The following is a 12,599-nucleotide window of genomic DNA, read 5'->3' as shown; positions in this document are numbered from 1 at the left end:
TCATGCTGGTTATCTGGCCCGTATCCTCCCGTACATCGGATCTGCGTCAGGGCATAGTCGAATCCTGCCTTTTCAGCGATTTTTGCCAGTTCGCGATTATACTCCGCGTCCCAACGGGTGCGCTGTTCAATCTGACTGATCACCAATCCACCGGACACATTGGGCACCCAGTACGCAAATTGCAGGGGTTTCTTATCTGACATCGGCTTCTCCTGTCGATATATAGCTTAAAAATATGAATTTCAATCAAGTTCTATCTTTTCGATATATAAAGGGTAATGCAGCAGCTGTGCCAGATTTTCATGAATTTAAGCAGTTGATTTTATTGAGATGGGAGCGTTACTTAACGGGTGAGAAGTTGCAAATACAACAGCCGTTGTAAAACGCCCGTCGCCATTGCAACAGTGAGAGGAGAAGAAATTGAATCTGCGCGTTGAAACCATCACCCCGTATGTCCCCGGATTTTCGTCACTCAAAGCGGAGAGCATCGACCTGGGTTTCAATATGCTTCGCAGGCTCGATGATAATTGGCGCAACGGCACCAATTGTTTCGATCTCCCTGGCGAAAAACTATTGGGGCTGTTTTCATGCCATCAACTGATTGGTGTTGGCGGGCTGAATCAGGACCCATTCATGACAAATTGTCGGGCTGGCAGGGTTCGTCATCTCTATTTAGGTCAATGTTATCGCGGCATGGGGCTGGGAACGTTGTTACTGCAACAGATCATTCAGGATGCGGTCATCCATTTTGCTCTGATCAATACCCATGCACCGCACGCAGCGTATTCCTTCTATGAACGGTTGGGTTTTCATTGCTTAGCGGATCAGGATATCAGCACGCATCGGCTACAGCTCATTGCCGCGACTAAGTGAGCGCATCCCTCCTCGGTAGCGCGTCAATAAACTCCCGAATCTGCGGCCTGTTATCGTCCTTCCGCCACACAGCATATAAGGTTATCTCCAGCGGTAACCACGGCAGCATCACCAGTGAAACGGTATCTGCGACCCGACTCGCCAGGCTTTGTTGAATGAAGGTAAACCCCAGGCCCGCTTCCACGCAGGCCAGGGCAGCCAGCGGCCCGTTCACCTCAAAGGTAATATCCGGCTGGAAACCCGCTTGCTCACATGCAGCCAGTAAGCGGGCGCGCGCAGCTGGATTGAGGTGCGCATGATCGGCTATCCAGCGCTGTTTTTGTAAATCTGCCGGTGTGGGTGTAGCGATGGTTTGTGCTTTTGGCATGACTAACAGAATCGGTTCCGTCAGCACTTTTTTCTGCAAAAACCAGTCGCCCTTTTCGGGAGGGGTATGCAGTAGCGCTACATCCAGCGCCCTTTCCTCAAGTAATTCGCGTTGTTGCTGGGATCGCATCGCGTGCAGATGGATAGCGGTGCCGCTTTGCTGATCAATCCGGGCAATGGCATCTGGCAGTATGCGCGAATGTATCGCCGCCTCAACATAACCAATATCCAGACGCCCCCTGGCCGTCTGCGTCAGGCTGCGGCCATAATCGGTGAGACGCGCATGATGTTGCAGAAAAGGCGTGACCTCATCCAGAAATTTTCGCCCTGCTTCCGTCAATCGCAGACGCTTTTTCTCACGATGAAACAGCGTGACGTCGAGTTCACTCTCAAGTTGTTGAATTTGCCTGCTCAGCGGGGATGCCGAGATATGCAGCTTTTCCGCCGCCTGACCGACATGTTCCAGCAGCGCCACAGTAGCAAAAGATCGCAATAATTTAATGTCCACAGCTTTTTCGGTCTCAACTCAGTCGAAAAGGATGATAGTCACACCCGCCGGTTCCCTGCAATATTTCATTGCTGATGCAGCTTAATGATTAAACAGCGTTTTCTCTTTCGGTGAAGAACAAAGGCGGTAATGATGGTCAAACATTTCTCCTCACAACGCGTGGGTCACTATTTGGTCACGGCTATCAGTGATGGCACCATGAAAGCCAGCCTTACGCTGCTCTCCGGCATTGATATCCCCAGCGCAGAGTCAATTCAAGCGCAATCGGGTATCGATGTGCCGGGTGATATTCATATTTACTGTTATCTGATTCGCGGTGAAGGACGCACGATCTTGATTGATAGCGGCATGGGCGCCGTCAATCATATTGGCGGGGAATTGCAGCCTAATCTGTTAGCGCTGGGTGTTAACCCCGACGCCATTGATACTCTGTTGCTCACGCATTGCCATCCCGATCATATTGGCGGCTTACTAACAGCCAACGGTCAACCTGCCTTTGTTAATGCGCAACTTTATCTCTCTACGGCTGAAGCGGCATTTTGGCGGGATGATGAAAAGCTTGAAACAGCCAACGAACGCACTCAGAGAAATGCCTTGCTGGTGCGTCGTACGCTCGAGGCCTATCGGCCCAGCCTGCACCTGATTGAGCAGGATAATATCACTGCGGATATCCAGGCTATCAGTCTGCCAGGCCATACGCCGGGGCATACCGGATATCTGATTGATTCCGACAATGAACGTCTACTGATCTGGGGCGATATTGTGCATTACCCGCATATCCAGTTAGCCCGACCAGACGTTTCCATTTCCTTTGATAACGATCCGGCACTGGCTGAAACCACGCGCAAAGCGATTATCGAACAGGTTTCAAGGGACAAAACGCGGGTAGCAGGCATGCACTTTGGCGCATCCGCATTTGGCTATATTGAGGGTGATGTGCGCTCCGGCTATCTGTTGCGGCCAAAAACGGATTAAGACGCTGAGCTGTGAAAGTCGTTGACGGTGCCACGCGTCAGACCATCCTGCGTGGTCGCCGTAAGAAATGCGTCCAGCAGCCCGGGGAAGCGTGCGTCCAGGTCGTCACGACGCAGTGACAAGAGGTTTTCACGGCCTGAAGGTTTCTGCCAGATGACGCCACTGTCGCGCAGTACGCGCCAGTGATGCGTTAGAGTGGATTTGGACACGCTCTTCAGCAGCGATCCGCACGTGTGCTCACCCCCCTCAGCCAGGATAGCGACCACACTCATGCGCAGGGGATTGCCGAGCGCGGCCAATACATTTTCCAGACGGATTTCATCGCGCTGCGGGTGATTTTCCAGCATAGGCTGCCTCATGATAGTTCGTATAAACACGAAGTATCGGGCAGCGGATGCGGGATGTACAGCGCGGCAGCACACCGCGCTCAACGCCTACTGACTGATGGTCTGTTTCAACGCGGCAATCGATGAGGTGATGCCCGCTTCCACCGACATGGTGAGATCTTCCATTTCCAGTGAGACCCAGTCGTTGTAGCCCATCATACGGACCACCGAGAAGAACTCCTTCCACCACTGCAAATCCTGGCCGCAGCCCACAGCAACGTAGTTCCAGGCGCGGTTTGCCACATCCTCCACCGGTTTGGTTTCCAGCAGACCGTTGATATTGACCAGACCCCGTTCCATCCGCACATCTTTACCATGGCAGTGATGAATCGCCGGCCCCAGCGCCCGAGCTGCGGCAATCGGATCGGCGCCCATCCACAGTAAATGGCTGGGATCAAGGTTCAGCCCTACCATGTCGCCCACCGCATTGCGCAGCCGGAACAGGGTCTCTGGATTCCACACCAGCATGGAGCTGAAGTTCTCCAGCGCAAATTTCTCGACCCCACTTTGCTTCGCACGCGCCACCAGCCCTTGCCAGTAAGGGATCGCCACTTCATTCCATTGATAGTCGAGGCAGTTTTTCAGTGTCGGCGGCCAGCTCACGGTATAGGTGATCCAGTTGGGAATGGTGTCATGCGGGCTGGCAGGCGGTAACCCACTCATCATGACGATTTTCTTCACCCCTAACTCACCCGCCAACGCCAGGGCATTCTCGGTATCGCGTTTATGTTTCTGCCCCAGTTCACCAGGATCCAGCGGATTGCCCGATACATTCAGGGCGGCAATCGACATCCCACGCGTTTCCAGTGCTTTCAGCAGGTTTTGACGCTGCGTGGCACTACCCAGTAACGCTTCTGTCGGCAAATGCGGTGCAGAAGACCAGCCACCCGTCGTCATTTCAACGCCGTAAACGCCCAGTTCCAGCAGTTTGTCCAGCATTTGCTCAAACGGCAAATGCCCCAGGCTGTCGGTACAAAAAGAGAGTTTCATGGCAGTCCTTATTGGTAGTTGACCCAGGTCGCGCCGTTGTCGGCGGAACGAACACAGTTTTCAATCCAGCGCACGCCTTCCAGCCCGGCATTGATGTCGGGATAGATCAGGTTATCAAGCGTGTGCTGATCGCCACGCTGGGTGGCACTGATAGCGATGGCAAATTTGAGGTAGATGTTGGCCCAGGACTCGGCCAGGCCTTCAGTATGCAATGCACCCAGACGCTCATCCGCCAGTGCACTTTCATGCAAATACGGCATACCGTGATGCATCAGTTGATTTGGCTGGCCCTGGACTTCGTATTTCAATTCGCCCGGGTTGTAATCACTCCACTCCAGACTGGCGCGTGAACCGATAATGCGGATGCTTTGGCTGTCCATTGAACCGGCGTTGATCGATGACGCCCACATGCGCCCTACCGCCCCGTTGTCGTAATGCATTAGCACCATCGCGTTGTCTTCCAGCGGTGCGCGTGAGGGAATAAAGCTTTGGCGATCGCACAGCAGCGATTTGACTTTCAGCTGCGGCAGCACCAGCTGCGAGATGTAGAAGGTGTGAGTGGAGATATCGCCCAGTACAAACGAGGGACCGGCGATTTTTGGATCGACACGCCATTTCTGTGCTTCGCTAAATTTATCGGCACTGTCATTGGCGCTGAAGCCGTGGGTATATTGCAGCTCAACCATACGCACTTCGCCGATCTCGCCGTTGGCGATCATGGCTCGCATCTGCATCAACAATGGATGGCCGGAGAAGCCGTATGTCACGCCGACGATGAGCTTTTTTGCCTCTGCCAGTGCTTTAATCTCCTGCGCTTCCGCGCTGGTGAAGAACAGCGGTTTTTCACAAATCACATGAATACCGGCATTCAGCGCCGCTTTCGTGATCTCATAATGGGTGCCATTGGGGGTGGCGATTGATACCACTTCCACCCCATCGTCACGCTTTGCCTCTTCCTCAAGCAATTGCTGGTAGTTGTCATAACAACGTTCCGGCGCAAGTCCAAGATTGACGCCAAATTCGCGCCCACGTGTAGCATCAATATCAAAGGCGCTGGCTACCATCTGGTAGGCGGTATTGTCACGCAAGGCACCGGACCGATGTTTATAACCCACGTGACTCAGGCGGCCGCCACCGATCATTGCCCAGCGGAGCGGGCGTGGAATGTGTTTTTCACCATTTAACATAGTCACTCCTGTTTTTGCACCCGGGTGCAAATTAGGTTGAGGGTAGATGTTCTTATCTGTTATTGCCGATTCTTGTTATTTATTCACGCACTGGAATCCATTGCACTGCACGTACTGCCGTACTTCACGAGATGCTACCGAGTGCAAATCGCATCAGAATCGGGCATAAAAAGGATGATTCTTGTGCTTACAAGCGCTGAATGTCAGCGATGCCGACTTTTTAGTCAATCTGGCAACATGCAATTCAGCGAAGAAGATCACAAAAACCGTTAAATTTGCACCCGAATGCAAAACCCATTGCAATCGGGTGCAAAGATCAAACATAATCGTAACATCATAAAAACAGGGTTATTCGATGTCATTTGCCTCATTTGCCTGCGCTAAGGTGTTTATTTTCAGTTGGCTTTCACGTTCAATGCAGGGGACTCCGCCTTTTATCCCTACGCAGGTGCTATGAATAAACCAACAAAGAAGCCCCACAAAGCCACAGCAAGTGATGTCGCACGACTTGCCGGCGTCTCAAAATGGACCGTATCCCGCGCTTTCACGCCGGGTGCATCCATCTCTGACAAGGCGCGTGAACAGATATTGAAAATCGCCGCAGAATTGGGCTATCGCCCTAACCTGCTGGCGCGCAGCCTGTCGCAGAAGAAAACGCACATTATCGGCGTGGTGATCGATGAGATGAAGAATCCTCACTCGATGCTGATGCTCGACATGGTTACGCGTCAGTTGCAACAGCGCGGCTATATGGCGTTGTTGCTGAATATTGGTAGCGGAAAAAATTACAGCGCCGTGCTGACGCTCGCCGATCAGTTGCAAGTGGATGGCCTGCTATTTCTCGGCACCGTGTTAACCGACGAACTGATTAGCGTGGCACGCGAGATGCATCAGATTCCGCTGGTGCAGGTGTGCCGAAACAATGACGAGCCCGATATCGATGTGGTGAACGTTGACGGTTTACGCGCGGGTAAACAGCTGGGCGAACTGTTGCTGGCACAGGGCTACACCCGTATCGGCTATATGATGGGACCGGAAACCAGCAGCCATCATACCCAGCGCCTGGATGGCCTAAAGCTGGCACTCAAGGAGGCTGGATTGACGCTGGAGTTACTGCTCACTGCAGGCGAGTACTCTCGTGAGCGGAGTTATGAAGTGCTGAGTGATTATCTCAACGCGCACGCCCCTCAGCAGCGGGTTGACGCCCTGTTTTGCGAGAATGACATTTTGGCACTCGGCGCATTGACGGCGCTTAAAGAGCATGCAGGCAACCGTTTTATGGCGGTGGTGGGTTTTGATGATATCGATGAAGCCAGTTTGTCCAGCTGGCAACTGACCACGTTTAGCCAGCGATTGGATTTAATTGTCAATGAAGCCCTCAACCGCTTGATTGACGGAAAGGCCACTCCAGGTGGTGTTTGGTCTCAGGGAGAATTGCGCTTACGACGCTCTCACCTGAAACCCTGAGGTAACAAGGAGGAGAGATGAAGTTGTCACTGCATGGTGTTTCTGTCTGGTACAGCAATGCCGTCACTCAGTTACGCATCGCCCACGAAACAGGCTACAGCGGACTGGAGATTCTGCCTGAACATCTGTATCGCTATCTGGATAACGGCGGCAGTTACGCAAAATATCGTGATGTGCTGGCGAAGTATCAGATTGAGATCACCTGCATTAATGCTTTGAAGCGGATGGGTCGTTTCCAGCCAGAAGAACGTGCCGCCCTGCTGCGTGAAGCGGAGAAAGTGGTGCAGGCGGCCGTGGAACTGCGCTGCCCGGTGGTACAAATTATGGCGCTGACCGAATTAGATCATCTGCCAGACGCCGCACGTGACGCCATCTTGCTGGAAAACCTCTGCGCCATCGCCGATATCGGCAAGCCACATGGCATTAAATTCCAGATAGAGGTGGTGGCCTTCACTGCCTTCAATTCACTGCGACACGCGCTGGATCTGATTAAACAGAGTGGCAAAGATAACCTTGGCGTGGTGGTCGATTTCTGGCACCTGCACGCCGGCGGTGGCACCACACCGGATGAAGTGGCGCGCATGGACAAGGATTTGATCTACGGTGTGCATTTCTGTGATGGTCGCGCCGCCTATCCGGGCGAAGACTGGGATGAATGGGTCCAGCGCAATTACGCGCCCGGTGAGGGAGATGTTAATATTCCAGCCTGGGTGGCGGCAGTGAAAGCCACGGGATACAACGGCGTATGGTCACCGGAATTATTGAGCCCGCGCAACTGGGAAGATGATCTCTGGGATATTGCCCGTCACAGCATCGACGACATGAAAAAATATATTTATTAAAAATAAAGGAGACCCGAATAACGGGTTTTCCGTGAAGACATTTGGCAATGGCGGGAAAAATCCAGCCTACGGAATCGCGTGTTGATTAACAACACGCGCATAACGTCTTTCAATACTTTCTGAGAAATCATAATAACGAACATGGATTCGTCGTGGACGGCTGCGCGCTAATTAACGTGTGGCCGGTCTATGTCTGAATGTCCGGAACGTCGTGCTCTGTCAATATTAATCTGCCGTGTCCATCAGACGATGGAATGATCAAGGGAGAGAAGTATGAACCGAAGAGAAGCGCTCTTTTCGCTGAGCGGTATTGTCGCCTCACTTGCCGTGGCACCGCAACTGCGCGCCAAAGAGCTGCACAATGTGCCGCTGGAAACCCAGCTCAGTGCCGACCATTTGCCACAGCCAGCGTGGCAAGACGGTTACCAGGTGCTCACCAACCCACTGGATCGCCAGAATCTACAAGCCATTTTTGATCGTTTAATCCCGGCCGATAAGCTAGGGCCTTCAGCTACTGAAGCGGGCTGTATTGAGTTCCTCGATAATCAGTTAGCGGGGGATTACGGTTCAGGAGCCGCGCTTTATTTGCAAGCTCCACTGCATCCTGAAAACGAAGAAAAAATTATGGGCAGCCCTCAATTTCTTTCCGCACCAAAGGAACGTTATTTAACGGGTCTGAAGGCACTGGAAAGCTGGGCACTAAAAAATCATCAATCTTCCTTCCATGCGCTGAATACCGAACAGGTTGATGACTTCCTGACAAAAATGGAAGACGGAAAAATTGATTTAGGCGCAGACGTAAACAGCCAGGCCTTCTTTGGATTCATAGCACATTGTGGTCGATAACCAAGCCGAGAAAAGCTGGAACCCTTACATGCAGCACAGCTCGCACACCATTGGCGGCGCAGTCATGGGTGCCGATCCAAGTACTTCCGCGCTCAACCCATACTTGCAAAGTTGGGATGCGCATAATTTGTTTGTGGTCGGTGCCTCGGCCTTCCCCAACAATGGCGGCTACAACCCAACAGTCACCGTGGGGGCGTTGGCGGTGCGTGCGGCGCAAGCTATCCACCAGAAGTACATCAATAATCCGGCACCGCTGGTGGGAGCATAATCATGGCGAAGGCAAAGAAAATTACCTATACCCTCGCGGCGTTGGCCGTGGTCGCCGCCATTGGCGTGACCGGCAGAATGTGGGTGGTGATGGACAGTTCACGTTCAAATGTGGCTGATGATAAGGTCAGGTTAGCCGATTTCCACAGCAGTGATGCAGATGCCATTAAACGTGGCGAATATGTGATGCGCCTGGCGGATTGCGCGGCGTGCCACAACGCGGACTTTTCCGGCGGCTACAAGATCGACACCCCCTTTGGTGCACTGCAAACCTCCAACATTTCACCCGATCGTGAAACCGGCATCGGCAACATGACGGAGCACGATTTCTTTAATGCGGTCCGTCAGGGACGCGGCGAACACGGCTTCCTTTATCCTGCGATGCCTTACACCGCTTATACGCAGATGAGCGATGCCGACATGCACGATCTCTGGGCCTATTTCTCTGTGCAGAAGCCAGTGAAAAATGCCATCGACGAAAACGCAGGCATGAAATTCCCGTATAACATTCGTCTGGCGATGGCGGGGTGGAACCTGTTGTTCTTTGATAACAGAGCGTTCAAGCCCCAGAGTGCGCAGAATGATGCCTGGAACCGCGGTAAGTACATCGTTGATGGCCCCGCGCACTGTAGTGTGTGTCACACCGCACGTAATGCGTTAGGAGGAGAGATCAGCAGCCAGTATCTGCAAGGTGGCAACTTAGGGACTTGGTATGCACCTGATATCTCGCCGAATCCTCATGCTGGCATCGGAAAATGGAGCGATGAGCAGATCGCGGATTACCTGAAAACCGGCTCCAACGGGGAGAGTGTTGCGGCCGGTCCGATGGCAGAAGCGGTTGAGCACTCAACACAATATTTCAATGACCAGGACCTGAAAGCCATTGCCACCTATTTGCGCAGCCTGCCCGCTTCTGCAACGGCTAAGCCAACTGCATTTGTCATGGATAAGACGAAACACGATCAGGCGGCACTGCGCTATGAGGTGGACTGTTCAGCCTGTCATGGCTTGTCGGGAGAAGGTATCACCGGCATGGTGCCGGCTTTCGCGGGTAACACCGCGATGCAGAATGATCCCACCAACATGATCCATGCGCTGTTAGATGGCGCGCGCGCACCGCACACCGAAGGACGCCCAACGTCTGCCGGCATGCCTGCCTTCTCATGAAAATTGAACGATCAAGAGATGGCAGATGTGCTTAACTACGTGCGCAATTCATGGGGCAACGAGGCTGCCGAGGTGAAAGCCAGCGATGTTGCCACGCTGCGCAAAGCCACGGATGCGGGAGATAAGCTGAAAGTACCGGCAGCGAAATAACGGCTTCTCGTTTTTCATCAACGCGCCGCTATTCCTTTCTGTGCAAAGAATAGCGGCGCAAGCTCTGAAGTGAATTCCGAAAATTGGACACCATGCCAACGAGTAGGGGGTTCAACAATGAGCTGCCGTAAGCATTCACGGGAATTTAAAAAACAGGCCGCTCTGTATCACTCCCCTCATCCAACAACCATTAACATTTTCGCTAAACCGGCTTTCCAGTTTTGTGCTCGATGACGTCTCATTGCGTCGGAATTAGCGCAGCAGTTGGTTGATTCCCCACAGCGCTAAAGCATGATCGTCTTCAGAAGGTAAGCCACTGATGCTAACTGCACCAATGATCGCGCCCTGCGGGCTGAGCAGCGGGAAGGAGCCACCGTGATCGGTGTAATCTTCCTGGCGAATGTTATGCTGCTGCGCCATACGTTCGCCCTTCTGCTCATTAGCGAACCCTACATACATCGAAGAGTGGCCGGTCAACAGCACCGTGTTGCGTTTACGACGCATCCACTCCAGATTTTCGGGCGCGGAACCGGGTAACGCCGCCAGAAACAGCACCTGCCCAAAAGCATAAACTTCGATAGCAATTGGCGCATTCATTTCGCGGCCACGCTGTTGAATGCCCTGACCAATTTGCCAGGCCAAATCGAAATCAAACTGCGGTAAACGGTGCTCAGCTTCCTGCTGTAGCAGGGTTTCTAATGAAGGCAGTGCTGACATTGATAGGATCCTCTCAAAATGAAATTTATTTTCCACTTTTTATAACATGGAAGATATTTTTCGCATGTGATGAAGATCGCAGTTTAGTTTGGGTCAACCTGAATCACGCGACACCATGGTAAATCCCATATCAATTATCGGATTATCCACCGTCTGATGTTGCAGGCGCTTTAACAATTGCTCTGCAGCAAGCTCGCCCATGCGGTGTCGGTCAATGCGGACCGTCGAAATCGCCGGATAATTTGCCGCGGCAAAATCAAGGTCACCAAAACCAATCACCGCCAGCTGCTGCGGAATGTTTAAACCACGCGCCTGCGCCGCCATCAATGCGCCCTGCGCTAGCGTGTCTGAACTGCACACCAGCACATCGACATCTGGATGTTGCTCCAGCAATTGTGAACTGGCTTCGCGACCGCGTGCCATTAGCGCCGGGAGTTGAACGGGCACATCAGCCAGCGGTTCTATATCCAATGACATTAACGCATCCAGCAAGCCCTGTTTACGCTGCAATGCGCGGCGATCATCCGTCCATATCAGACCCGGCTTTTGATAACCGCGCTCGGCAAGGTAGGTCGCAACGCGAGCACCGATTTTCTCATGAGAAAAACCCACCAGCATATCGATGGGGGTGGGCGTCATATCCCAGATTTCGACCACTGGAACGTTGGCTTGTAATAACACTTTTTTCAGCTGCGCACTGTGATGAATACCGGTCAGCACGATGCCATCCGGACGGCGAGACAACAGCGTGGCTACGGTTTCCGCTTCTGTTTCCGCTTCATAACCAGTGACACACAACAGCATGTGATAGCCCTGCGCACTCAGGCTGTCATTCAGGCTCTGAATGGTGTCCACGAACATGTTGTTATTGATTTGCGGCACCACAACGGCAATCAGGCGACTACGATTGCTCGCCAGACTGCCCGCTTGCGCGTTGGGAATGTAGCCGGTGGCGCTGATTGCCGCTTTGACTTTGGCGACAGTCGCCGGTCGAACCAGATGCGGGGAATTGAGCGCACGACTCACCGTCATCGGCGATATTCCCGCGACGCGGGCGACATCTTCCAGCGTAGGGGCAGCATTGCGCTCGGGGTTGCGTAGTTTCATGGCGGCTCAGGGTAGAAGCAGATAGCGCTAGCATAGCAGGCCGCCCTATCAAAGCCAGCGCAAAACGCTGAGAATGTTAGGGCTATCATTTAAATCCCCGAATTGTCCATTCTGTGATCGGCTCTGCATTAAAGCTCAACGTTATTGGCGCATAGTCTTCTCCGATTCAAAATGTTAGCGCAATCATTTACAGGAGAACATCATGTCGAGTGTGAATTCCAGTGCCGTAAGCTATGCCAAAACAACAGGAGCCGGTAATGCCTCCGAGAGCGGTGACCGCATCGTTTGGGTCAATCTGTCACTGGCGTTTTTGCCGCTGGCCACACCGGTAAGCGATGCCAAAGTGCTGACTGGACGCCAGAAGCCGCTGACAGAAGTGGCGATCATCGTGGCGGAGATCGAAACGCGTGACGGTTTCCAGGGCATCGGCTTCAGCTATTCCAAACGCGCGGGCGGCCAGGGCATTTACGCCCATGCTTGTGAAATTGCCGATGCGCTGATTGGTGAAGATCCCAACGACATCGACAAGATTTACACCAAACTGCTGTGGGCAGGCGCGTCCGTGGGCCGCAGCGGCATGGCGGTGCAGGCGATTTCACCGTTTGATATTGCACTTTGGGATATGAAAGCACGGCGTGCCCAATTACCCCTGGCAAAGCTGCTCGGCGCGCATCGTGATTCCGTGCAGTGCTACAACACTTCGGGCGGTTTCCTGCATACGCCACTTGATCAGGTGATCAAAAATGTGGCG

13 protein-coding genes and 3 pseudogenes are annotated in these 12,599 nt (G+C 53.0%); 9 read left to right on the top strand and 7 right to left on the bottom strand.

From position 1 onward, the window contains the following. Positions 1-203 (bottom strand): annotated as a pseudogene (locus RT340_RS17455) (dimethyl sulfone monooxygenase SfnG); the annotation flags it as partial. A gap of 217 nt (positions 204-420) precedes the next feature. Here RT340_RS17455 and RT340_RS17450 point away from each other — a divergent pair. Then, a complete protein-coding gene (locus RT340_RS17450) occupies positions 421-873 on the top strand; it encodes a GNAT family N-acetyltransferase (protein WP_058962008.1) in 453 nt (150 codons plus the stop codon). Here RT340_RS17450 and RT340_RS17445 read toward each other — a convergent pair. Beyond that, positions 866-1,747 carry a LysR family transcriptional regulator gene (locus tag RT340_RS17445; protein ID WP_211728693.1) on the bottom strand — a complete coding sequence of 294 codons (882 nt, stop codon included), beginning with the start codon at positions 1,745-1,747 and terminating at the stop codon, positions 866-868. The genes RT340_RS17450 and RT340_RS17445 overlap by 8 nt on opposite strands. A 129-nt stretch (positions 1,748-1,876) precedes the next feature. Here RT340_RS17445 and RT340_RS17440 point away from each other — a divergent pair, with 129 nt between their 5' ends. After that, entirely contained in the window at positions 1,877-2,722 is an 846-nt protein-coding gene (locus tag RT340_RS17440) for an MBL fold metallo-hydrolase (RefSeq protein ID WP_283216331.1), read from the top strand. Here RT340_RS17440 and RT340_RS17435 read toward each other — a convergent pair. The 3 genes from RT340_RS17435 to RT340_RS17425 form a co-directional block, all read right to left on the bottom strand. After that, entirely contained in the window at positions 2,719-3,069 is a 351-nt protein-coding gene (locus RT340_RS17435) for an ArsR/SmtB family transcription factor (protein WP_211728694.1), read from the bottom strand. The two genes, RT340_RS17440 and RT340_RS17435, sit on opposite strands and share 4 nt — an antisense overlap. Positions 3,070-3,156: 87 nt before the next feature. Then, positions 3,157-4,098 (bottom strand): sugar phosphate isomerase/epimerase family protein, encoded by a 942-nt coding sequence (locus RT340_RS17430; protein WP_097118739.1) that lies wholly within the window; start codon positions 4,096-4,098, stop codon positions 3,157-3,159. A gap of 8 nt (positions 4,099-4,106) precedes the next feature. Next, complete coding sequence (locus tag RT340_RS17425; RefSeq protein WP_313377367.1) at positions 4,107-5,285, bottom strand: Gfo/Idh/MocA family oxidoreductase; 1,179 nt, start codon at positions 5,283-5,285, stop codon at positions 4,107-4,109. Between the two features lie 453 nt (positions 5,286-5,738). Between RT340_RS17425 and RT340_RS17420 the strand changes: the two genes are divergently transcribed. The 6 genes and pseudogenes from RT340_RS17420 (at position 5,739) to RT340_RS17395 (ending at position 10,024) form a co-directional block, all read left to right on the top strand. Continuing rightward, positions 5,739-6,752: a LacI family DNA-binding transcriptional regulator gene (locus tag RT340_RS17420; protein ID WP_160834148.1), complete on the top strand. Its 1,014-nt coding sequence runs from the start codon at positions 5,739-5,741 to the stop codon at positions 6,750-6,752. Positions 6,753-6,769: 17 nt separating this feature from the next. Further along, on the top strand, positions 6,770-7,594 hold the full coding sequence (locus RT340_RS17415; protein ID WP_313377366.1) for a sugar phosphate isomerase/epimerase family protein: 825 nt from the start codon (positions 6,770-6,772) through the stop codon (positions 7,592-7,594). A 273-nt stretch (positions 7,595-7,867) separates the two neighbouring features. Further along, on the top strand, positions 7,868-8,440 hold the full coding sequence (locus tag RT340_RS17410) for a gluconate 2-dehydrogenase subunit 3 family protein (RefSeq protein WP_313377365.1): 573 nt from the start codon (positions 7,868-7,870) through the stop codon (positions 8,438-8,440). Beyond that, a pseudogene (locus RT340_RS17405) lies at positions 8,424-8,708 on the top strand (GMC oxidoreductase); the annotation flags it as partial. The gene RT340_RS17410 and the pseudogene RT340_RS17405, both read left to right, overlap by 17 nt. Positions 8,709-8,710: 2 nt before the next feature. Continuing rightward, complete coding sequence (locus RT340_RS17400; RefSeq protein ID WP_237448820.1) at positions 8,711-9,874, top strand: c-type cytochrome; 1,164 nt, start codon at positions 8,711-8,713, stop codon at positions 9,872-9,874. An 18-nt stretch (positions 9,875-9,892) separates the two neighbouring features. Continuing rightward, on the top strand, positions 9,893-10,024 hold the full coding sequence (locus tag RT340_RS17395; protein WP_255492029.1) for a hypothetical protein: 132 nt from the start codon (positions 9,893-9,895) through the stop codon (positions 10,022-10,024). Positions 10,025-10,276: 252 nt separating this feature from the next. On the opposite strand, the gene RT340_RS17390 is transcribed toward RT340_RS17395, so the two are convergent. Together RT340_RS17390 and RT340_RS17385 are read right to left on the bottom strand one after the other, a co-directional pair. Further along, complete coding sequence (locus tag RT340_RS17390; protein WP_160834151.1) at positions 10,277-10,741, bottom strand: heme-degrading domain-containing protein; 465 nt, start codon at positions 10,739-10,741, stop codon at positions 10,277-10,279. 93 nt (positions 10,742-10,834) lie between these two features. Then, positions 10,835-11,848 carry a LacI family DNA-binding transcriptional regulator gene (locus tag RT340_RS17385; protein ID WP_160834152.1) on the bottom strand — a complete coding sequence of 338 codons (1,014 nt, stop codon included), beginning with the start codon at positions 11,846-11,848 and terminating at the stop codon, positions 10,835-10,837. 199 nt (positions 11,849-12,047) lie between these two features. Between RT340_RS17385 and RT340_RS17380 the strand changes: the two are divergent. Continuing rightward, positions 12,048-12,599, top strand: a pseudogene (locus RT340_RS17380) (enolase); the annotation flags it as partial.

The organism is Pantoea sp. CTOTU50773 (genome assembly GCF_032082325.1).
Taxonomy (GTDB): Bacteria; Pseudomonadota; Gammaproteobacteria; order Enterobacterales; family Enterobacteriaceae; genus Pantoea; species Pantoea communis.
The sequence above is the reverse complement of the archived record's forward strand: the minus strand, read 5'-3'. Positions and strand labels throughout refer to the sequence as shown.